Below are 23,483 nucleotides of genomic sequence, written 5' to 3' on the forward strand. Positions count from 1 at the left end.
CTTTGCGACTTCATTTCAACGACATTAAAAGCTCATTTCATGAAATCGAGCCTTCCTGAGGTAGAGGGAACTTCCGAAATTCGACACAATAAGGGATGGGTTGATAAATCGGGATATCCTCGAGATTCCATGTGACGGCTCAAAAACAAAATATATACACATGAAAAAATCGTTTAAACGACATACGATTACGGCAGCATTGCCCTATGCCAATGGTCCCTTGCATATTGGACATTTGGCAGGTTGCTATGTTCCTTCTGATATCTATGCCCGCTTTTTGCGATCCCAGGGAAAGGATGTCCTTTTTGTAGGTGGATCTGATGAACATGGAGTTGCTATTACCATCAAGGCAAGAAAGGAAGGAAAGACTCCCCAAGAGATCGTCGATTATTTTCATGGGTTGATGAAAAAAAGTTTTGCGGAATTTGGGATTTCCTTTGATCACTATTCGCGGACTTCTGCTCCGATTCATCATGAGACTGCACAAGGATTCTTTAAGGATTTGTATGAAAAAGGTGAGTTTTTGGAGCAAAGTACGGAGCAGTATTACGATGAAGAAGCAGGTCAGTTTTTGGCCGACCGCTATATCGAGGGTACCTGCCCGAAATGTGGTTTTGAAAATGCTTATGGGGATCAATGTGAAAAATGTGGGTCCTCGCTTAGTCCAACAGAACTGATCAATCCACGATCGAAATTGAGTGGAAGCAAGCCTGTGCTGAAAGAAACCAAACATTGGTTTTTGGACTTGGCCCGATATGCTGATTTTTTAAAAAAATGGATTTTGGAGGAACATGCTGAGGATTGGAAAAACAATGTACTCGGACAATGCCGGTCTTGGTTGGAAGCAGGGGATGGCCTTCAGGCACGATCCATGACTCGGGATATGGATTGGGGAATCAAAGTTCCGTTACCCGACGCAGAAGGAAAAGTACTGTATGTTTGGTTTGATGCACCCATTGGATACATTTCTTCCACCAAAGAATGGGCGGCAGAGCAAGGAAAAGACTGGAAACCGTATTGGAAGGATGAAGATACGCAGTTGGTTCATTTTATTGGAAAGGACAATATTGTATTCCACTGCATCATTTTTCCAGCTATCCTAAAAACCCATGGGGATTATATTTTACCTGATAATGTCCCTGCCAATGAATTCCTAAACTTGGAAGGGGATAAAATATCTACCTCTCGAAATTGGGCAGTTTGGCTGCATGAATATTTGGAAGAGTTTCCGGGAAAGCAGGATGTGTTGCGCTATGTGTTGACTGCAAACGCCCCTGAGACCAAGGATAATGATTTCACTTGGAGGGATTTTCAGTCGCGAAACAATTCAGAATTGGTGGCGATTTATGGGAATTTTGTGAATCGAGCGGCGGTGTTAACCCATAAATACTATCAAGGAGTTATCCCATTGAGAGGTCCATTGACAGGATATGATGAAGAAGTCTTGCAAGCTTTGTCGGAGTTTCCCGCGAAAATTGCTTCCTCTGTAGAAAGGTACCGCTTCCGAGAAGCGCTTGGATTGATGATGGATTTGGCACGATTGGGAAATAAATACCTTGCTGATACTGAGCCTTGGAAAACCATCAAAACTGATGAAAAGCGGACTGAAACGATACTAAATATTGCCTTGAACATCGCTGCAAATCTGGCGATTGTTTCCGAACCGTTCTTGCCGTTCACTGCGGCCAAACTCTACAATTTATTTGGGATGAGTGATGCCAATTGGGGGCAAGCTGGAAATTCAGATTTGCTTTCTGCTGGTCAGGTGATAGGGAAGGCTGAATTGTTGTTTGAAAAGATTGAAGACGAAACCGTAGAAAAACAAGTTCAAAAACTACTAGACGCTAAAAAAATGAATGAAGCTGCGAATGCCCCAGTGACACCCATGAAAGAAATCATCACCTATGATGACTTTGCAAAATTGGATATGCGAGTGGTAACTGTTTTGGAAGCCGAAAAAATGCCGAAATCCAAAAAATTGATCAAGTTGAAAGTTGATACTGGATTAGGTCAGCGAACTGTCTTGAGTGGAGTTGCAGAGCATTTTGAGCCTGAGTTTTTGGTTGGAAAGCAAGTCGTGATGTTGATCAATTTAGCACCTAGAAAAATGATGGGTATTGAGTCAGAAGGAATGATTTTGATGGCTGAAGACAAAGATGGGAAATTGAAGTTGTTGATGCCGCATGAAGCGACTGCTAGCGGATCGACGATCTCCTAAGTAGCAAGGATCTAGTATCAATAATTATAAAGCCAAGAATAATTTTCTTGGCTTTTATTTTTAAAACATACAAAGTCTAATGCCTTGATTCAAATGATCAATGTAGCGGCCTTTTCTTTATCATCCCGCCTTTCGTATCCTTGATCGGATATTGAATCACAAATGCCTTAGGATCGATTTTTTCAATTTCGGTTTGGACTCGGGTAACCTCCAATCGCGTAACGACTGTAAACAGAACGTTTCGATCTGGATTTTTAGCTTTTTCGCCAAATCCCCCATCTGCTTTAAAAGCAGTAACGCCGCGCCCCAAATCATAAGTCACTTTCTTTTTGATTTCGTCTGAAAAGTCAGAAATAATCATCACCCCGATGTATTCTTCAACCCCATTGATCAAGAAATCTACTGTTCGGGAAGCAGAAAAGTAGGTCAACATGGAATACATGGCTGTTTCCAATCCAACCAGAAAGGCTGCCACAATAAAAAGGAAGACATTGAATACGGTAATAAAGTCTCCAACGGTCAAACTCGAACGACGGGAGACCTGGATGGCCAACACTTCCGTACCATCGATTACCGCTCCCCCTCGAATAGCAAATCCGATCCCGCTTCCCAAAAAGAACCCTCCAAAAACAGCAATCAGCAATTTATCGGCAGTAATGACTGGGAGTTCGATGTAATGCACTAATAAGGCCAGCGCAAAAATTGCCAGCGTACTCTTTATCGCAAATCGGATAGAAAGCTGTTTATAACCCAGATAGATAAATGGCAAATTCACCAGGATAATCAAAAAGGAAAGGTCGATAGGAGTTAGAATTTCCAACAAAAGGGAAACTCCCATAGCACCTCCATCAAAAAATCCATTTGGCAACAGGAATCCTTTAAGTCCAATACTTGCCATAACGACTCCAATACCAATAAAAAGGACGTCTTTGATTTGACGCCATAGCATTACCCGCTTGGCCCAAGTGCTCTCTTGAATATTCAGGATTTGTTTTACCATAGTCGAAAATAGTGGAAAAATAAGAATTTGTACTTTTTTAAAAATTTCAATAAAAACACTATGAGGTTAGAATTGAGTTTTCAAATGCCTGGTTTTTTTGTCGATTTGTTAATTATTTAAAGTTTATTGGAATTTTCCGTATTTGTTTTAATTTAAATTCCATTAAAAATTTTTGATCTGTATGAAAATAGATGGATATCAATCTGGGGAACATTACGATGAAATGTTTACTCCAGAAGGAGAGGTTAGATCGCATTATGAGGAATTCTCTCAGAATCTTAAAAAGACTCCTCAAAAGAAGATGAATCATCTTCAGTTTTCTGCCAATCAGACCCAGCGAGCAATGGGGATGACATTTAATGTTTATCATGACAATCAGGGACTCGAAAAAATATTGCATTTGGATATTGTCCCAAGGATTATTCCCAATGCAGAATGGAAAAAACTGGAGGCTGGCTTAAAACAACGAACCTATGCCTTAAACCTGTTTTTGCAGGATATTTATAATGATCAAAAAATCTTGAAAGATGGGATTGTTCCTTCTGATTTGATTTTGGGGTCAAAGGATTATTTGAAGCCTTGTATAGGCCTGACGCCACCCAAGGGAATTTGGTGCCATATTACAGGCACAGATTTGATAAAAAATAAGGATGGGGAATACTATATTTTGGAGGATAATCTCCGATGTCCATCTGGAGTGTCCTACATGCTCGAAAGTAGGGAAATTATCAAACGCGCTTTTCCTAATCTCTTTAATAAGGGAGGAGTGATGCCAGTTTCTGATTATCCAGCCAAGCTGTTGCGGATGCTTCAGTTTTTAAGTAACAAAGCAAAACCAGTGGTGGGGGTTTTGACGCCTGGGATTTATAACTCCGCATACTATGAGCATTCTTATTTGGCTTTGCAAATGGGTGTTGAGTTGGTAAATGGAGTGGATCTTCTTGTTGAAGACAAAAAAGTATTCATGCAGACGACCAAAGGATTGCAACAGATTGATGTGCTTTATCGGCGAATAGATGATGTATTTATGGATCCGTTGACCTTTAGGCCTGATTCTATGCTGGGTGTTCCAGGTATATTTGAAGCATATAAGGCTGGGAATATCGCTCTTGCAAATGCTCCAGGAACAGGTGTGGCTGATGATAAAGCAGTTTATGCTTATGTTCCGAAAATCATTAAGTATTACATGGATGAAGATCCGATTTTGAACAATGTTCCTACCTATCTCTGCCGAGAAGAGAAAGACCGGCAATATGTATTGGATCATATCGAAGAATTGGTTGTTAAAGAAACCAATGCAGCAGGAGGATACGGGATGCTTATTGGTCCTAAAGCTACCCAAGAGGAACATGCGAAGTTTAAAGAACTAATCAAATCAAACCCTACCAATTACATCGCTCAACCTACACTTTCTCTTTCCACAGTTCCGACCTTATGCGATGATGGAACTTTGGAAGGACGACATGTGGATCTCAGACCTTACATCCTTTATGGGAATGAGATCGAAGTGATTCCTGGAGCTTTGACACGTGTGGCACTACGAAAAGGCTCCTTAGTCGTCAATAGCTCTCAAGGTGGAGGAAGTAAGGATACTTGGGTTTTATACAATTAAAAAATGAAAACATGCTAAGTCGCGTAGCAAACCATATTTATTGGCTGGGTAGATACCTAGAGCGAGCCGAAAATTACGCTCGATTTATCGATGTCAATTTTAATTTGATGCAGGATCTTCCGGTTGATCTCAAAGAGCAATGGCAGCCCTTAGTTGCTGCAACGGGTGATTGGCACCTTTACACTACCAAATATTCGGAGTTTGAAAAAAATCAGGTGCTCTATTTCTTGGCCTTTGATCAGGATAATCCCAATTCCATGCTTTCAGCCATTTCCAAGGCTCGGGAGAATGCCCGGATTATTCGGGAGAATTTAAGCAAGGAAACCTGGGAGAAAACCAATCAGCTCTACATGATGATGCAAGAAGGCTGCGATCGAAAAGTTTGGAAAAAGGCAGATCCTCGTTCTTTTTTTGAAAAAATCAAAAACCAGATTCTTCTCATCTACGGTATTGCTGATAGTAGTGTGGCTCGGGTGGAGGGCTGGTATTTTCGGCAGTTGGGTCAATTCTTAGAAAGGGCTGATAAAACGTCTCGGATTCTCGATGTGAAATACCATATTTTGCTGCCTTCCGGTCAGGATGTAGGGACTCCTTTGGATTTCTTGCATTGGATGGCTCTATTGAAGTCCGTAACTGGTTTTAATACGTATCGCCGGGTCTATGGAAATATTGACCCCTTGAATGTGGTTGAATTTTTAGTTCTAAACCGCTATTTCCCAAGATCAATTTATTACTGTTTGAAGGAAGCAGAATCCTGTTTGCATCACATTTCGGGGAATTTGGATGGTGGGTTTGGAAACCCTGCCGAAAAAGCAGCTGGTGAACTCCGATCCCATTTGGAATTTGCAGAGGTAAGGGAGATTATCGACTTCGGGTTGCATGAATATTTGGATAATCTTCAAATAAAATTGAATAAGCTATCAGATCTGATTGACAGTACGTACTTTCGGCTTCGGGATAATTATATTTCTCAAAATCAAGATCAATAATGACTTTCTGCCTCGGCATCAAAACCAAGCAAGGCTTGGTAGGGCTCTCAGATACCCGGATAACCTCTGGAAATGAGACTACCTCTTCCAAAAAGGTTTTTACAGTTAATCGGGAAAAACACTCCTTTTTTATCATGACGAGCGGGCTGCGGTCTGTTCGGGATAAAGCGATAACTTATTTCTCGGAAGTGATCGAGCAGCAGGATGAATCCTTTACAAAGCTCTACCATGCCGTCAATGAATTTGGCAATCAGGTCAAAATAGTAGCCAAGGAGGACAAGGAATTCTTAGAAGAAGCAGGATTGAGTTTTAATTTGTTTTCCATCATTGGAGGACAATTAGAACATGATCATGAGCCAAAGCTTTATTTGTTGTATCCTCAAGGAAATTGGATTGAAATAAGGAAAGGAACTCCTTTTGTGATTATTGGAAATACTGGTTTTGGAAACCCTGTATTAAAGCGTTCATTCCATTATGAAGATTCTTTGGATTACGCCCTGAAATGCGCCTTTTTGGCCTTTGATGCAACTCGGATTTCAGCTAATGATGTGGACTTTCCAATTGATACGGTTGTGCTGAAGAATGATGAGTACTTTACTAAAGAGAAACGATTTCAACAGAGTGAATTGGAGCATATATCAACTTTTTGGAATAACCGATTAAAAAGTGCGATTGCAGAACTTCCTGCTGATATCTTGAGTCAGGCTATTCCTGGGGCGGAGAAGTTCGTGCAGTAAGCAGAGGGAGGAATGAAGATTCATGTCCAACATTTGACAAACTACCAATACACTGAAAAAGTCAGCTTAGGTCTTCATAACCTTTTTTTACTGCCCCAATACAAACCTTATTATCAAATAGAGCATCAAAAAATCAACCTTAATCCAAAGTCTGTGGATCAGAACTATAGACAGGATTTGGCAGGGAATTGGTTTTTTCAATCCTGGTTTTCGGTGGAAACTGATCAATTTGAAATCGAGACAAATTGGATTTTCAAACTCGATCCTTTTAATCCATTTAGTTTCATTATTGAAAGTAACTTCGAACAGTCAGCTTGGAATACAGAACGTCCTATTTTTAATTACAAAGAGGCAGAATCTTTTTTACAACCCTTTTTGAGCCGAACCGAGTTGGTTGATTACTGGGATCTTCTTTTACCAATCAAAGAAAAATCCACCGGACTAATTGATTTTCTTGTCCGATTAACTCAGCAGCTTTATGAGGATTGGCCTCACCTCATTCGGCATGAGCAAAATATTTGGGAACCTTCCTATACATTTTCTGAAAGAAAAGGATCTTGCCGTGATTTGGCTTTTATGCAAATGGACATGCTTCGCTCCATGGGATTAGCTTGCAGGTTTGTAAGTGGCTATGCCTACAACCCCATGCTGGATGATGGTCATGAATTACATGCATGGTTGGAAGTTTTTCTACCTGGAGCCGGTTGGGTAGGACTTGACCCAAGTTTGGGGCTTTTTGCTGATCATTATTACATACCACTTGCAGCTCATCCAGAGCCTTATGCAACGATGCCTGTGAAAGGGACTTATTTTGGTAGCGCAAGTTCGAAGCTAACTACTCAGGTAGGCATCAAGTTGATTTAACCAATCAATTAGCAACTACAGCTAATTTCTCGGGCATTTCGAATAACTCTTCATCCAGCTCATCCTCAGTCAAAACCACGTCTGCAAAGCTTACCTGACTTCGGATACGCTCGAGAGAATCTCCAACTACAGAATATCCTGTCATTAATCTTGGAAATAGGAGGCCGTTCGCATTTCGGTAATCTTCATATTTCATCGCCTGGAGGGGTGGATTGGTATTGCCGAAATAAGTGACTTGATAAAGAACCCATTCCAATTGATTGGTTTCTGTATCAACAAGTAGCGTGTATCGGTTTGCAGGTCCTGAATGGTGACCTTGTTTAAATTTGGCTTCAAAAGCCAAGTAGTTTTCTCCGTTTAAATTCCTATTCTCCACTTTTTCTACGGTCGCTTCTAAATCAGTTAGAATGTAAGGCATGGAGAAAAAATAAAAGTAGAAGTCATGGTAAAACCGGACGGAAGGACCGCCAAAAGCCTGTCGATTAGGGCTTATCCAAGCTTTTTCACCATCAAAGCCAATTTGGAAAAATTGACCATCAATTCGAACCTTTCTTGAATGTAAATTGATAAAATAATTCTCTTGGGTGAGATTGGTTTCATGGAACATGGTAAAGGAAAAGGCTTTAGCATCTACCCATTTACTCCAATCGCCATGTGCATCCAATACTTTTTTGAAGTCTTCGGACTGTTCCATGCGGGGATCAGGCTTTTTTTCTTCGCAGGAAACAATCAATAGGGTAATTAGAGTGGTCCAAACCAGTTTGGTTAGTGAATTCATAATTGTTCAATTTCGACATTGAAAGATAAAGACTTTCGATTCTTTTTTCCCTTTCATAGCTTCTTGATCAAGGTCTTTTTGGGGATTTATTTTTTTTTAGAATTAGTCTTAATAATAAAATATTTTGTTTTAATTTTGACCAAGTCTAAATAAGAATAAGAAAATGGCTCGTTCAAATTCTACTTGGAAAACAATTCGAAAAGTATTCAATGAAATCCACCTATATGCTGGATTGATATCCGGGTTTATCGTGGTTTTGGTTTGTTTTAGTGGGACCATTTATGTGTATAATACTGAGATAAAAGAATGGGCTGATTCGGAGCGTTATTTCGTCGAGGAAGCTGGAAATCGCCTTTCCTTAGATGAAATGAAGGCCAATCTAGAATCATCTTTGGGAGGTAAAGCGACAGCAGTTTTTGTCCATGATGACTTGGATCGTTCGGTTCAATTTACCGTTTTAAAAGAGGGTGAGAAAGGACGGGGAACGACTTATTTTGTAAATCCTTACTCCGGAGAGATTTTAGCCGATAATTCTGAACAGACGAGTGCAGAAAAATTCATGAGAACCCAATTCTCATTGCATCGGTGGCTATTAATCGATCAAATTGAAGAGCCGATTTTGGAATCCATGAGCAATCGGGATTTGGGTAGGTTGATCAATGGAATTGCTACCTCACTTTTCCTTTTGGGTGTGTTGACAGGGATAGTCATTTGGGTTCCCCAAAAAGTCAAAAGCTGGAAGCAAGGATTGAAGGTCAAATGGTCAGGGAATTGGAAGCGGATTAATCACGATTTGCATAATACCTTGGCGTTTTACTCTCTTATTGCCTTGTTTATCATGTCGGCTACCGGTTTGTTTTGGTCATTCCAATGGTACAGGGAAGGTTGGCAGAAGACCTGGGATACCTATCAGCCTCCCCGGGAAGAACGAAAAGGAGAGGAAGCTGAAAAAGTGACTCCAGGGCCCGCTTTAGATTTTTCTCTAGATCAAGCATTGGTTCAGGTGAATGAAGACCTTTCTTATGATGGGAATGTTAGAATTTCCCTTCCGCAGGATGATTCGCAACCTATTGCTGTTTCTAAATATAGAACAGGCTTTTTTGCAAGGGCAGGAGCGGATCAACTAGCCTTGAATCAAGCCGATTTGTCGGTTGTGAGTTCAAATCTGTTTTCAGATATGAGTGTTCGACAGCAAATCGGGCGGTCTGTGAAAAGCCTTCATACAGGGGAGATTTTTGGAGCCTTTACCAAGTTTGTATGGTTCTTAGCTTGCTTGATTGCAACCTCACTTCCTATTACTGGGACTTTGATTTGGTGGAACAAACGAAAAAAGAAAAGTAAGAAAAGTCGAAATAAGCGAAGGGTGGAGGATCGAGAAGTTCAAATGGCCTGATATTCCAGTTTGAGCTTCATTCTTGATTTTTTAAGGAAACTTTAAGCTGAATTACTGCATTTTTCCCAAAATTCCCGAAATTTTAGGGTATGAGAATACTCGTTGTGGAAGACGAACCTGGAATTTCAAATTTTCTAAAGCAGGGCTTGGAAGAAGAAAGCTATGCTGTAGATGTTGCTGAAAATGGAAAAGATGGGCTTGATTTAGCACTATCTGGGGCCTATGACCTTTTGCTTTTAGATTGGATGCTTCCTGGGATGAGCGGAATCGAGCTCACTCGAATTTTTAGAAAGGAGCAGCCATCTACTCCTATCATTTTTCTCACGGCGAAAGACACTGTAGATGAAACGGTCTTTGGACTGCAGGCAGGAGCTAATGATTATATCAAAAAACCATTCCATTTTGAGGAATTGCTGGAGCGGATTCGAGTCCAATTGCGAAAAAGTCCGGCGATTGAACAGGTTTTGGAATTGGGGGATATTAGGATCAATCCTGCTGCACATCAAGTTTGGAAAAAGGACCAGGAAATAACCTTGACACAAAAGGAATTTGCGCTTTTGGAATATTTAGTGAGCAATAAAAACAGGGTTTGCCGTCGAACTCGAATCATCGAACAGGTATGGGATATTCATTTTGAATATAATACTGGTGTGATAGACGTGTATATTAATTCCCTTCGTAAGAAACTGAACTTAAGTAAAGAAGAGGATTATATTCAAACAATTCGTGGCGTAGGATATATGGCGAAGGAACCATGAGTATTGCATACAAAGAACGGATTGCCCGCCGACTCACTGCTACGACGGCTATGATCATATTGGTGGTTTTTGCCATCATTTATGGAGTAGTGAGACTGACTGTCGTTTCTAATATTGACCGGGATTTACAGCTTGAAACTGATGAGCATAAAAGCCAGATTTTTCTTGTCAATGGTGAAATCCGCTTTATTCATAAAGGGGAATGGCAAGAGGAAGAACACAGTCAATTACAACTAAATCCAATTTTCATAGAGATTGTTGATGCTGATGGAAACAGTATGGACCGCTCACCCAATTTGCTATCCAACCACTTAAGTTTTTTCCCTGAAAGGGCGGGAAGCGGAGAGGCTTGGACGGTAAGGGCTGGATCCCGAGAGCTCCGTCAAATGCAAATACCACTTTATAACCAAGGAGCCATTGAGGGGTATTTGTTGGTGGCAAAGTCATTTGAAGATGCGAGGAAAACACTAAGCAATCTTCGAAATGTACTTTTGGTGCTTTATCCCATGATTTTGATATCCCTCTTTTTAATCATGCGCTATCAAGCGGGACAAAGTATTCGGCCGATTCGACAAATCATCCAAAAAACAAATCAAATTACTCAGTCCAATTTGAATGAACGTATCCCCGTTTCCGGTTCTAATGATGAAATCGAACAGTTGACACGGTCCATCAATGATTTATTGAATCGCTTGGAGCTCGCCTTAAAGCGGGAAAAACAATTTACTTCAGATGCCTCCCATGAGTTGCGAACCCCACTTTCGGTGCTTCGTGGCACTTTGGAAGTGATGATTCGAAAGCCTAGAACGCAGGAAGAGTATCAGCAAAAAGTACAATTATCCTTGAATAGTATCGATCGAATGACAGCCACGATCGAGCAGTTGTTAGTATTGGCTAGGGTCGAAAGTGGACAATCCATTGTTTTAGAGGAATTGGATTTATTAGCCTTTTGTGAGGATTATGTCTTGCAGAAAAAACTTAATACAGATCGGGAAATAAATTTTCATCCCCAGGTTGGTCATCCCATTTTCCTTAAAACCAATGAAAAATCCCTTCAAATAATTCTGGATAATCTGGTAGATAATTCCCTTAAATACGCTGATGAATCAAAGCCAGTCGAACTCTTTTTAGGAAAGGATGGGAAGCAGGTTTTTGTAGAAATTCGGGATTCGGGTCCTGGTATTCCTGAATTGAATCAACAGCGGATATTTGATCCATTTTTCAGAGGAGAGGTGACTTTAGAAAGCAGAAAGCCAGGAGCTGGTCTGGGACTCGCAATTGTCAAAAAACTCTGCGATGAATTAAATATCCGGATTTCCGTTAAAAGTAAACCCAATCAAGGAAGTCAATTCCGGTTGGAATGGCATTCTTAAATTTTAAGGAAATCTTAAGAATACTCTAAAGCTAACCTAAGAGAAGGTCAGCATCTTTGTTAAGTACAGAGACCTGACCTATGTTAGATTCGATTATCCGTTGGAGTTTATCCAATAAGCTACTGATCGGTATTTTTATCCTTGTGTGGATTGGATTTGGTATTTATTCTTTGACCAATATCCCTATCGGTGCTGTTCCTGATGTTACCAATAATCAGGTTCAGGTAATCACGACCTCACGCAATTTAGCCACAGAAGACGTCGAAAAATACTTAACCTATCCAGTGGAACTGGAAATGGCCAACCTACCGGGGGTAAAAGAAATTCGTTCCGTTTCAAAATTTGGACTTTCGGTGGTGACCATCGTTTTTGAAGACGATATGGGTACTTACCTTCCTCGGCAACTTATCGCCGAGCGCATCAAAATTGCCCAAGAACGGATTCCGGAAGGCTTTGGAAGTCCTTTTATGGGGCCTATTTCCACGGGTCTTGGGGAAATTTACCAGTACATTATCGATGTTAAGCCCGGCTATGAAGATCGCTATTCTATCACCGACTTGCGAACTATTCAAGATTGGGTTGTTAGACGTCAATTAGCTGGAATTCCTGGTGTTGTCGAAGTCAATACCTGGGGTGGTTTTCTGAAACAATATGAGGTTTCCATCAATCCGGATCGCTTGCGAGCGATGGATTTAAGTATTGAAGAAGTTTTTACTGCCCTCCAAAAAAATAATTCCGTAGCTGGTGGAGGCTATATCGAAAAAAGCAATCAAAGTTATTTTATCCGCGGAGAAGGCCTAACCAATTCCTTGGAAGACATTGGTCAAATTGTAGTTACTACCCGGGCTGGAGTTCCCGTTTATATCCGGGACATTGCCAAGGTAGGTTTTGGAGCTGCAAATCGGTTTGGTGCCATTACCGCAAATGGGGAAGGGGAAAAAGTTCTTGGGCAAATTATGATGCTGAAAGGGGCTGATTCTAAACGAACCATTGATTTGGTACGCGAGCGGATCGCGGATATTGAAAATTCTCTTCCGGAAGGAATCTACATCAATGGATTTTTGGATCGTTCTGAATTGATCGGTAGAACCACTTTCACTATTGCGGAGAATCTTATTTTAGGATGTTTGATCGTCATTTTTGTGGTGGTCCTATTGTTGGGGAATCTTCGTTCAGGATTGGTTGTGGCCTCCATTATTCCTTTGAGTCTTCTATTTGCACTTTCCCTGATGTTCATTTTTGGTGTTGATGCCAATTTGATGAGTTTAGGGGCAATTGATTTTGGAATCATTATCGATGGGGCTGTCATTATTGTGGAATACATCGCCTATCGCTTTACCAAGTCTTCCGAAGTTCTTTCAGGCGTGACCAAATCTGACCGTAATTCAAAGCGGGATGAGATTTCATTCGAAGGCGCATCCAAAATGATGCATTCAGCCATTTTTGGACAGATTATTATCATTATTGTCTTTATTCCAATTCTGTCGCTTTCGGGAGTGGAAGGAAAAATGTTCCGTCCCATGGCAGAGGTATTCAGTTTTGCATTGATCGGGGCGATGATTCTTGGCTTGACTTATGTACCAGTCGCTTCTTCTCTCTTCCTAAAGTCAAGTGTCCAAGGGCCTAAAAATATTTCGGTTAGAATTATACGATCAATCAATAAACTCTATGAACCCACACTCCGTTGGGCTTTGGATCATGGAAAAGCTGTTTTGGGAGTTTCATTCGCCATGTTGGTTTCGGCGGTTTTGATTTTTTCTTCAATGGGTTCTGAATTTGTACCGACCTTGGATGAAGGTGATTTTGTAATCCAACCTGTTTTGAAAACGGGAACTTCATTAACCAGTACCGTAGAGACGATCACCAACATGGAGAAAGTTCTCTTGGAATTTCCGGAAGTGAAACAAGTCGTAACTCGAATTGGGGCGGCTGAAATTCCTACTGACCCCATGTCCATGGAAGAAAGTGATGTGATCGTGACGCTCCATCCCCCAAGTGAATGGACTACCGTGGAAACGAAGGACGAGTTGGCTGATAAATTCAAAGAAGCCTTAGCAGTGATTCCAGGCTTGGATTTCGAGTTTACCCAGCCGATCGAAATGCGTTTTAATGAATTAATTACCGGTGTTCGTGCTGATTTAGCAATCAAAATTTTCGGTGAGGATTTGGATGAATTACTTCGGTTAGGGGAGGATGTAGAAGCAGCAATCCAAAATGTGGATGGTGCCGCAGATATTATTTTGGAAAAAGTGGATGGCCTTCCGCAAATGAAAATTGAATATGATCGTGCAAAAATCGCAAAGTATGGATTGAATATTTCAGACCTGAATGGAATTGTTACCATGGGCTTTGCGGGTGAAGCAGCAGGAACTGTTTTTGAAGGCGAGCGACAATTTGATTTGGTGGTTCGGTTTGATGAAGATTACCGAAAAGATATCCGAGGCCTGGAAAATACAACAGTAAAGTTGGCGGATGGTCATGCGATTCCTTTTTCGGAGTTAGCCAAAATATCCTATACAAAGGGCCCTGCTAAGATATCCAGGGATAATACCCAACGGCGAATTGTGGTCAGTGTGAATGTTCGAAATCGTGATTTGCAGTCTGTGGTGGATGATATTCAGCAAATCATAAATCAACGAGTAAAACTTCCGGAAGGATACCGGGTTGACTATGGCGGTCAGTTTGAAAATCTCCAACAAGCTCGTTCGAGGTTGTTGATAGCTGTTCCGGTCGCTTTGGTATTGATTTTCATCTTGTTGTATTTCGCCTTTTCTTCTTCTAAAGATGCGCTCATGATTTATTCTGCGATTCCGCTTTCTGCCATTGGAGGAGTGTTATTGCTTTGGATACGAGACATGCCTTTCAGTATTTCTGCGGGGGTAGGTTTCATTGCTCTTTTTGGGATTGCGGTATTGAATGGAATTGTATTGATCGAGCATTTTAAATCACTTGAGTCCAAGTTTTCTTCCATCCGTGATTTGGTTATTCATGGTGCAAAAGAACGGCTACGACCAGTGCTTTTAACTGCTTCAGCTGCTGCTATGGGATTTTTACCGATGGCAATTTCTACTTCGGCGGGGGCAGAGGTTCAGCGACCTCTAGCCACAGTTGTAGTGGGAGGACTTGTATCGGCTACCTTGCTGACCTTGATTGTGTTGCCTGTGCTGTATATGATGTTTCATAAAATGAGTTCCCCGCTAAAAGGAGCTTCGAAAACGCTCTCTCTTTTTCTGATTTTTGGATTTTTTGGAGTTTCATCCGCCTTTGCTCAAGAAAAGCAAGCTTTATCGCTTCAAGGTGCAATTCAGTTGGCCAATGAGCAGAATTTTGATCTTCAATCATCCCGAAAAGCCATCGAGCGGTCTGAATCTCTGATTGGGATGGGATGGAATTTGGACAAAACGCAAATTTCCTATGGTTATGATAAAAACGACATAGCCGAAAATGGAATTTACAACCGGGTTTGGAGAGTGCAACAGCAAATCGAATTTCCTTCTGTCTATGGGGCTCGAACTGCTATACTTAGGGCTCAGACAGAGCAAACGAATGCAGAATACTTACTCAAACAACGGGAAGTCGAACGAGCTGTAGGTATAGCATATGTTCAGGCCTATTATTGGAGGGAATCCTTCCGGAATTTGGGCTATTTGGACAGTTTGTACGGGGAATTTTCCCGAGCTACTTCAAGACGCTTTGAATTGGGAGAAAGTAATTTATTGGAAAAACTGACTGCCGAAAGTAAACTTCAGGAAGTAGGACTTCGGCTTCGTGCGGCTAGACAGGATTACGAAACTTCGCTTATCAGTCTTCAGCGGCTTCTCAATACGGAGGATTCCCTGATTTTGGAGGAAGAGGAACCGAATTTGACACTTTTGCTGGAAGAAGATCTTCCTCATCCCATGCAACTATGGATGGAAGCGCAACAAAAGCAGGCTTCTTTTGCAGTGAAGGAAGCCCGACGTGTAATGCTTCCGGATTTAAATTTTGAGCTATTTCGAGGGACCAACCCAGGGCCAAACGCCCAAATATATCCAGGCTTTCAAGCCGGGGTAACAGTGCCTTTGTTTTTTGGTTCCTACAAGTCTAAAGTCAAGGCTGCCAGTATCTATGAAGAACAGCTTCAATTAGAGGCATCTGCACTTTCTAAATCTTTGGAAACGAAAAAATCTCAATTGGAAAAGCAAATCCAAAAAGCTGAAAATGTTCTGACCTATTATCAAGAAGAGGGGCAGCAGCTTGCAGAACAGCTGGCGATTCAGGCTGTCCGATCTTTCCAAGAAGGAGAAATTGATTTCCTTCAATTTGTACAACTCATAGAAAATTCACGAAATATTCGGATTCAATATTTGGAGAGCAAACTGGAATACCAATTGGCTACCCTAGAACTTATTTATTTGTCTATCTAATGAACAATCACATCAAGCATATTCTGCAGGTTTTGGTCTTTTTTGCCCTTATTTCTTGCGGTAAAAGCTCCTCTGACCTGGAAGGTATAGAAGTGGAGGAAGCCATCGCTTCAATTGACGAAGTTGAATTGACTGAGGCGCAATTTGCGACCTTAAATATGGCTTGGGGAAAAATTGAAGAACGTAACTTTTCAGAAAACCTTAGCCTGCAGGGAACTGTACGGGTTCCGACCGAAGGAAGACAAGAGATTACGGCTGTTTACGGAGGTTATGTTTCAGGATTGAAATTAATTGAGGGCGAGTCAATCCGGAAAGGACAAGTATTGTTTTACTTGGAAAACCCAGAATTTGTAAGAATCCAGCAGGAATATCTAGAGTCCAAAAGTCAATTGGCCTTTTTGGAAGCTGAATACGAGCGCCAAAAGACTTTGTATGCAGAGCAAATCTCTGCCCAAAAGAATTTTTTGAAAGCAGAGGCGGAATATCGGTCAACCCAAGCCAAACTTGCTGGTTTAGCGAAGCAATTAACCATTCTGGCAATTAATCCGGATCAGTTAAATCCTGAGAACATTCGCTCTAAAATCCCTATTTATTCTCCTATTAATGGATTTGTGGAAACAATTGATGCTGTTCCCGGGGCTTATCTTTCAGAGACAAGCAGGGCCTTGACTTTATTGAACAGGGACCATCTGCATATTGAGTTGATTGCTTATGAAAAGGATGCGTCCAAGTTGAAAAAAGGTCAAAAAGTACGGATTTCGACCCCTGATTTAGATGTGAAGGAATTTATGGCGGAGGTCTATGTCATCAGTCAATCTGTGAATGAAGATCGGCAGGTTTTGATACATGCCCATTTGTTGGATGAGTCCGTGGAAAAATTACTCGTTCCCGGAATGTATGTTCAGGCCGAATTGGATCTGGAAGATCGGGTAGTGAAAGTTTTACCTGAAACTGCTGTGGTTGAAGTAGAGAATGAAAATTTTATTTTGGTTCAAAAGTCCAAAACTGAGTCAGGATATTTATTGAAATCTATTCCTGTAGAGCTTGGTGTGAGCAAGGATGGTTATGTGGAAATTATCTCCAATTCAAGTCTAGATGATAACACCATAATTCTTATCAAAGGAGGCTTTAGCTTGCTGTAAGTTCATTTAACACAGTTAACTCTTATTTTTATCTAGCGTTTAAAAATAAAATGGTGGATAGGTATGAGTTTTCTACCTTCCTTTAGAATGAAAATAACAGGGTTAATTATTTTATTTTTCTGGACTGGCACTCTGGTAGCACAAACTGGATATAAGGATGAACTCGGGCGAGAGATCAGTCGTGAATTTTTTGAACAGCAAATTTTAGAGAGGGCTTACTTTGGGATTCCTGATGGGATGGGAGGAAAAATGCTGGTGCATCGAATGCCGGTAGGCATGGTGGATGATCCCTTTCCTTTTTATGAAAAAACCGGAAACACCGAGGCGTTCCAGGAAGGAAAAATACTACTGGTGATTTTTTATCCAGGAAAAGATGAGTGCAATTCAACAGGGCTTGGAAATAATGCCGCTACTTTTCAAAAGGAACATAAAAGCTTGTTGAAATGGGCTGAAAAATATGGGGCTACTCAACCTATCTACCTTTATTCCAACCCAAGTGGGTTAGAGAAATACGAAGGAATGCTTCCTTGGCAAGCTGACCCGGATCGTATTTTTGAGAAGCAATTTTTCAAATTCCCCTATCCCTGTGGGAGTTTTGTAGTCCTGCATCCATCCGGTTCTTTTAGGGGTATTTTAGGGGAATACCCCCTTTCCCAAATTCAGGTAGCTTTAAAGAAATTGGCGAATAAGTGAGATCAGGATGAATCCTTTTCATACAAATTCGATAGCTTGTGGAAGCTTGTTTAATCTTTTTATCTTGTGTTTCCAGCCATAAATACTATGAGAAATCTCCTTCTGACCACGTTTTCCTTATTTCTAGCTTTTCAATCTTATGCTCAGCAAGGGCATCGAATTGAAGTAGAGATTAAAAACTATGATCAACAGAATCTTTACCTAGCTTATTATTATGGTGACAAGCAATATGTGAAAGATACTGTCCAGCGAAATGCAAATGGTCGGTTTGTTTTTCAAGGAGAAGAGCATTTGGAGCCTGGAATATATTTGATTGTCATGGAGCCCAACAATAATTTTTTTCAAGTGATTGTTGATGACAATGAGCAAAACTATTCAGTTTCCACCTCTGTTGAAAAAAATGTGGGCGATATGTCCTTTCAGTATGCCCCGGATAATGAGCTGTTCTACCAATACCTTCGCTTCCTAGAGGAAAAGCGACCTCAAGCAGCCAAGCTTCAGGAAGAACTTTCTCAAAGCCAAGATGAAGCAACCCAAAAAAATATTCAAACCCAACTCGATCAACTCAATGCTACGGTTCGAACCTATCAGGATGAGTTGATTCAAAATTATCCCGAAAGTTTTACGGTAGCAATCATCAAAGCCAATATGCCTCTGGAGTATCCTGAGTTTGGAGGAAGTCCCGAAGAAGTTCAAATGAGTCAATATCGATACACCAAAGCCCATTATTTTGACAATTTGAATATTTCGGATCCTAGGATGCTACGGACACCATTTCTTTTTTCTAGGATCGATGATTACATCCAGCGGCTTACGTATCAGCAACCTGATTCAATTATTGAGTCTGTAGATTGGATTTTAAATGAGGCCAAACCCGCTGATGAAACTTTCAAATTCTACTTGATTCATTTTCTGAATACATACGCAAAGTCAAAAATTATTGGGATGGATGCGGTCTATGTTCATTTAGCCTTGAATTATTATGCAAAAGGATTGGCTGATTGGACAGATTCGGAGCAATTGGAAAAAATTGTATCCAATGCGAAAACCCTTGAACCTTTATTGATTGGAAAAACTGCTCCTGATATTAGGCTTCAAAAACAAGACGGGTCATTCCTGTCCTTGCATGAAGTAATTTCCCGGTATACCGTGCTTTATTTTTGGAGGTATGATTGTGGAGCATGCAAATCCTCAACTCCAATTATGAAGAGCTTTTTTGAAAAATATAAAGATCAAGGCGTTCAAATCATGGCAGTTTGTACGAAGACTGGAGACGAGGTAGGAGGCTGTTGGGATTATGCGCAGGAAAATGAAATTAAGGATTGGCTGCATACGGTAGATCCGGATGGAAGAGCTAGAGTCCAAAATATTTATGATGTCAAATCTACACCGACAATTTATCTCCTGGACCAGGATAAAAAGATTCTCTTGAAGCGCTTAAGTGCCAACCAATTGGATGAAGTCATGCAGCGTTTGATCGAAAATAGTTCAATGGCTCAAGCCAACTAAATTTCATCTGGCCAAGGAGCTGGTTTCCCTGTTTCAAGGAAGTTTGGACGTTGAGCATTTATACTTCGCAGGTAGTCTCCCAGTTCCTTCGCTAATTTCTGTGCAAGTTCCGGGTTTTTATCAGCAAGGTTATGTTGCTCTTGGATATCTTCTCTTAGGTTATACAATTCTATTTTTTGGTCTATGTACCAATAGATCAATTTCCAGTCTCCTTTTCGGATGGTGCTCGTCGAACCTATTCCAGGGCCTGTTCCTCCCCATTTATTGGGATAGTGCCAGACAAAACTTCGGTCTGTTTCTGGAGTTTGGTTTCCATTTTTTAAAGCGGGTACAAATGATTCCCCATCGATTTTTTGAATGGTTTGGTAACCTTGTATGCCTGCCATTTCAAGAATACTCGGAAAGAAATCTTCGATTATCAGGGGAGCAGTTGATTTGGATCCTTTTTGAACCTCACCTGGCCAACTGACCATCATTGGAACCCGGATTCCTCCTTCGTAAGCAGAGCCTTTTCCACTCGATAGGGGCCAATTGTGAGTGTGTGGCTCACCGCCGCGTGCATGAGCACTGAGTCCTCCATTGTCAGACATAAATAAAATGATGGTGTTCTCAGCAATCTCTTTTTCTTCCAAATAATCCATCAATTCTCCCAAACTATGATCCATTCCTTCAACCATGGAGGCGTAGCGAGCTTCCCGTTCATCTAGGCCTTGGTCTTTATATTTTTGATAATACGGATGATGGGGCTCCAAAGGAACATGAACTGTATAATGAGCCAAGTAGAGGTAAAATGGTTTGTTAAAAGCCAATGCCTGATCCATCGCGTCGATGGCTTCCAAAGTAAGTGCATCGGTGAGATTGATGGATTTGCCATGATATTTTTCTAAACCCGGTACATCCCAGGTTCCATCCCCATTTGGATTGCTAAAATTGTTTTCTCCCTGATAGGAGGCAGGAGCTCCCGCTTGGTGACCAGCTATATTGATGTCAAAGCCCAGGTTCAAAGGATTTGCCCCAGGTGTTCCTTCTGATCCCCAATGGGCTTTACCAGCATGGATGGTAAAGTATCCATGATTTCGAAGGATTTGCGGTAGGGTGGTAGCATAAATCGAGTTCTCAATAGAGTCGACAGGCTGGAGCCCGTTGACATTCCAGTTTGGCATTTGAAGAATAGAGTCTTTACTGTCTGTCGAAGTGTTGAATCGTAAAGTCCAGTTGGTAACCCGGTGGCGGGCAGCATTCATTCCAGTCATGAGACTCGTTCTGCTTGGGGAACAAACCGCATAGGCATAGGCTTGGGTAAAAAGCATTCCATTAGCTGCCATGCGTTCCATATTGGGAGTTTGGTAAAGCTCATTAAAATGGGTTTTTTCAGACCAAAATGGAACAGCGGTGTCTTGCCATCCCATGTCATCGACCAAGAAAAAAATGATATTGGGTTGAGGCTCTTTTGTGGAATTACATCCCCAAAAAATTAGAGAAAGGGTGTATACTAAAAGAAACCGACTTTTTGAGAATAGATTAATTTCCATGTGACTAGTTTAAGGTAATGGTTTCTGGTTCATCAGGAATTCGAAGTTCGACTTTGATTTGGGCATTTTCTCCACCATTTTGAAAAGCACAGTCAATACTAATCGTCTGGTTTCCTGGATTAAGTTTAAAAGTGCGGGGATCAATTTTAACCGTTCTTTTGATATTTAAATTTTGATCCAAAACTGTCCCAAACTCGCCCCCTTCATACCGAAGAGATTCTCCCTTTTGGAGTGAAACAGGAAGGGTGAAAGTTTTGCTGTTATTTAATTCCAAAACGATATCCGAAACCTGAGCGTCATCAGCATTCAAAATAAAGTGAAGGACAGTCTCGCCGACAGGGTTTGTAAATTGATGGGAGGTGAAAAGCGGTTCTCCAGGTTGCCGTATTTTGGATTGATGATTGAATCTAGATGTATGTATCTGAGATAAGTTCCAGCTATTTTCTCCAATTGATTCCAGATGAAACTCATTTTGAATGTCTTTCATCCGTTCTTTTTGTGCTTCGCTAAATGCTTCTGCCATTCGTAGCTTTTCCCAATCTCCAATGAGCTGAAAAATTTGATCTGCTTGGCCATTGGCTTGAAGGGCTTCCTCTCGAACCACAAAGGCGTAGCCTGCATCGAAGGCAGCAGATCTTGCCAACATCCATTCTACATCTTCGACCGTAGTATTGGGACGCATGCTAAACCAACCCAACATTCCCGGCATTAGATTTCGCTGGAAATAAGCTTGATTTTTTAGGCGATATTCTGTTTGACTCTCCCGGAAGCCTGCGTACCAAGGTTCCCCCCAATTCATCCGGGAATAAATATGCCAAAAGTAATGAGTGGTTCGGCTAGCATCGATAACCATATGAGATTTGACTTCTTCCGAAAGATTATTCCACCAAGTCGTGGTGAAAAGGATTTCTCCATAGTTTCCCATCCCTGTCGAGCGGTTTCCTTCCAATCCATCAAAAGAAATCTGCCGAAGTCCCGAGGAATTATATAAATCCGCAAGTTTTTTAGCCATTTCAATGCTGAGTTCTGGATTGGTGAGAAAAACTTTGTAGGCATGGTCGGCCAGCTTGCTGACCTGATCTCTTTTCATGTGAGAAGCTTTCTCTGTTCCCCAAGCTCCCCGTTCACAATCCAATAATTTCCAAGGAGATGATTCAGATACCGAACCATAGCGAATGAGCTCTTTTCCGATTTTAACGGTTTTCAGGTGGTTGTTTTGGTATTGATTAAAAAAGTCCGACGATTCGATTGGGATTTCTGTTTGTTCGGAATCAATAGATGCTGCTAATTCGGAATAACCGACGACACCCAATCGATCATCCGGAACAGGTGTGACGTAGGGATCATTGGTGGTAATAAAATTCGATAGGGTATGAACTCCGACATGGATTCCTTCTTTTTCTGCTTTATCGATACAGGCTTTCAAACTTTCCCATCCATTAGGAAAACTGGTGGGGTCTAGCTCAAAATGGCCCCAATTTTTAAATGGCCCATCATGATATAAATAATTTAGCCCAGCTTTCTGGACCAAAGAGATCGCTTTATCGATCGTTTTTTCTGAGAAATTATAAATCAAATAAGCTGAAGATGCACTTTTTGATGTTTTACCCCATTCCCCATCAATTATCGGGTGAGGAAGGGATTCTTCCACTTCAATGATGCCGATGGTTTCTAAAGTATTTTCGCTTGGACTCCCAAATAGAGCTATTTTGGAGCCTATTATTCCACTGTCTTCAAAAGTGGGCGATAGGAAATGCTCATGATTCAGGTTTTCGACAATTCTTTCAGAGTTCCGGTTACGGACATAGGCCTGTAGCGTACTTCCAAAGTCCTCCGGTTTGGCCGCTTCTACTCGGTAGAGGACCATCCTTTTTCCTTTTTCATCTAAATCTGAATAGTCTTCCTGCTCAAAAATATCTATCTCTGGCGTGGTGTCATTATCCCGCCAAGGATAACCTCCAAGCGTTTTGGGATTTAAGGATTGGATTCCAATTGCAAACACCTGATCCCGTACCACACCAATAGTTTCGCCGATGATCTGATCAATACTTGTAGGAATAGGCCCCCAAGCAAGCCATTCGATTTGATCAGAACCGTTGGCTTCTACTACTTCAAAGGTGATGTGGGAGGTTTTTTGCTCTACTTGGATTGTGATTTGGGTATCATTTTGAAAATCAAAAACCAATCGGTCATTATTCCAACGTACTGCTTGAGGTTGAATAATGCCTTGCTCTGTTTTCAATTGGATCAAGCTTGATTTTTGGCCTGAAGGAAGATAGTCTTTTTGGGTTTGAGGATTTGTTAGACCCCTTAATTCACCCTTTGAACCGATTTTAATTACTAAGTTTTCCGAGCGAAGTTGAATGTTTGATTCTTGATCACGACAAGCACTCAGAAAGATTAAAGACATCAAAACGGCAAGGCGGAGTTTAAAAGGCATAGTTGCTGGGTTTATGGATAACTTGGTTCAATTCTGATC

16 protein-coding genes are annotated in these 23,483 nt (G+C 41.1%); 12 read left to right on the forward strand and 4 right to left on the reverse strand.

What is annotated here, in order from left to right; translation table 11 throughout:
- Positions 1 to 160: 160 nt before the first annotated feature.
- A complete protein-coding gene (metG, locus tag HWE15_RS02940; protein ID WP_290506000.1) occupies positions 161 to 2,218 on the forward strand; it encodes a methionine--tRNA ligase in 2,058 nt (685 codons plus the stop codon).
- 97 nt (positions 2,219 to 2,315) lie between these two features.
- Here the strand turns inward: metG and HWE15_RS02945 are convergent, their stop codons facing one another.
- A complete protein-coding gene (locus HWE15_RS02945; RefSeq protein ID WP_290506001.1) occupies positions 2,316 to 3,218 on the reverse strand; it encodes a YitT family protein in 903 nt (300 codons plus the stop codon).
- Positions 3,219 to 3,399: 181 nt separating this feature from the next.
- On the opposite strand from HWE15_RS02945, the gene HWE15_RS02950 reads away from it, so the two are divergent.
- From HWE15_RS02950 to HWE15_RS02965, 4 genes are read left to right on the forward strand one after another with little or no spacing between them, the layout of a single operon-like run.
- Positions 3,400 to 4,830 carry a circularly permuted type 2 ATP-grasp protein gene (locus tag HWE15_RS02950; RefSeq protein WP_290506002.1) on the forward strand — a complete coding sequence of 477 codons (1,431 nt, stop codon included), beginning with the start codon at positions 3,400 to 3,402 and terminating at the stop codon, positions 4,828 to 4,830.
- A gap of 11 nt (positions 4,831 to 4,841) precedes the next feature.
- On the forward strand, positions 4,842 to 5,819 hold the full coding sequence (locus tag HWE15_RS02955) for an alpha-E domain-containing protein (RefSeq protein ID WP_290506003.1): 978 nt from the start codon (positions 4,842 to 4,844) through the stop codon (positions 5,817 to 5,819).
- The gene (locus HWE15_RS02960; RefSeq protein WP_290506004.1) at positions 5,819 to 6,556 is read left to right on the forward strand and encodes a peptidase; all 738 of its coding nucleotides are present in this window, start codon (positions 5,819 to 5,821) and stop codon (positions 6,554 to 6,556) included. Before HWE15_RS02955 ends, HWE15_RS02960 begins: the two co-directional genes overlap by 1 nt.
- Before the next feature lie 12 nt (positions 6,557 to 6,568).
- On the forward strand, positions 6,569 to 7,420 hold the full coding sequence (locus HWE15_RS02965) for a transglutaminase family protein (RefSeq protein ID WP_290506005.1): 852 nt from the start codon (positions 6,569 to 6,571) through the stop codon (positions 7,418 to 7,420).
- 4 nt (positions 7,421 to 7,424) lie between these two features.
- Here HWE15_RS02965 and HWE15_RS02970 read toward each other — a convergent pair whose 3' ends face one another.
- Positions 7,425 to 8,198 carry a hypothetical protein gene (locus tag HWE15_RS02970; protein WP_290506006.1) on the reverse strand — a complete coding sequence of 258 codons (774 nt, stop codon included), beginning with the start codon at positions 8,196 to 8,198 and terminating at the stop codon, positions 7,425 to 7,427.
- A gap of 163 nt (positions 8,199 to 8,361) precedes the next feature.
- On the opposite strand from HWE15_RS02970, the gene HWE15_RS02975 reads away from it, so the two are divergent.
- The 7 genes from HWE15_RS02975 to HWE15_RS03005 all read left to right on the forward strand — a co-directional run bounded on the left by HWE15_RS02975 (position 8,362) and on the right by HWE15_RS03005 (position 19,472).
- Positions 8,362 to 9,591, forward strand: a complete 1,230-nt coding sequence (locus HWE15_RS02975) for a PepSY domain-containing protein (RefSeq protein ID WP_290506007.1) — start codon at positions 8,362 to 8,364, stop codon at positions 9,589 to 9,591.
- 89 nt (positions 9,592 to 9,680) lie between these two features.
- Positions 9,681 to 10,349, forward strand: a complete 669-nt coding sequence (locus HWE15_RS02980; protein WP_290506008.1) for a response regulator transcription factor — start codon at positions 9,681 to 9,683, stop codon at positions 10,347 to 10,349.
- Positions 10,346 to 11,722, forward strand: coding sequence for a HAMP domain-containing sensor histidine kinase (locus HWE15_RS02985; RefSeq protein WP_290506009.1), 1,377 nt, complete (start codon positions 10,346 to 10,348; stop codon positions 11,720 to 11,722). Before HWE15_RS02980 ends, HWE15_RS02985 begins: the two co-directional genes overlap by 4 nt.
- A gap of 80 nt (positions 11,723 to 11,802) precedes the next feature.
- The gene (locus tag HWE15_RS02990) at positions 11,803 to 16,128 is read left to right on the forward strand and encodes a CusA/CzcA family heavy metal efflux RND transporter (RefSeq protein ID WP_290506010.1); all 4,326 of its coding nucleotides are present in this window, start codon (positions 11,803 to 11,805) and stop codon (positions 16,126 to 16,128) included.
- Positions 16,128 to 17,270, forward strand: coding sequence for an efflux RND transporter periplasmic adaptor subunit (locus HWE15_RS02995; protein WP_290506011.1), 1,143 nt, complete (start codon positions 16,128 to 16,130; stop codon positions 17,268 to 17,270). Before HWE15_RS02990 ends, HWE15_RS02995 begins: the two co-directional genes overlap by 1 nt.
- Before the next feature lie 63 nt (positions 17,271 to 17,333).
- Complete coding sequence (locus tag HWE15_RS03000; protein ID WP_290506012.1) at positions 17,334 to 17,963, forward strand: hypothetical protein; 630 nt, start codon at positions 17,334 to 17,336, stop codon at positions 17,961 to 17,963.
- Positions 17,964 to 18,050: 87 nt separating this feature from the next.
- Positions 18,051 to 19,472, forward strand: coding sequence for a TlpA family protein disulfide reductase (locus HWE15_RS03005; RefSeq protein ID WP_290506013.1), 1,422 nt, complete (start codon positions 18,051 to 18,053; stop codon positions 19,470 to 19,472).
- On the opposite strand, the gene HWE15_RS03010 is transcribed toward HWE15_RS03005, so the two are convergent.
- Positions 19,469 to 21,004 carry a sulfatase gene (locus tag HWE15_RS03010; protein WP_290506014.1) on the reverse strand — a complete coding sequence of 512 codons (1,536 nt, stop codon included), beginning with the start codon at positions 21,002 to 21,004 and terminating at the stop codon, positions 19,469 to 19,471. The two genes, HWE15_RS03005 and HWE15_RS03010, sit on opposite strands and share 4 nt — an antisense overlap.
- 4 nt (positions 21,005 to 21,008) lie before the next feature.
- A complete protein-coding gene (locus tag HWE15_RS03015; RefSeq protein WP_290506015.1) occupies positions 21,009 to 23,444 on the reverse strand; it encodes a hypothetical protein in 2,436 nt (811 codons plus the stop codon).
- Between the last annotated feature and the right edge of the window lie 39 nt (positions 23,445 to 23,483).

The sequence above is a fragment of the Algoriphagus sp. genome, from assembly GCF_013373065.1.
Classification (GTDB): Bacteria; Bacteroidota; Bacteroidia; order Cytophagales; family Cyclobacteriaceae; genus Algoriphagus.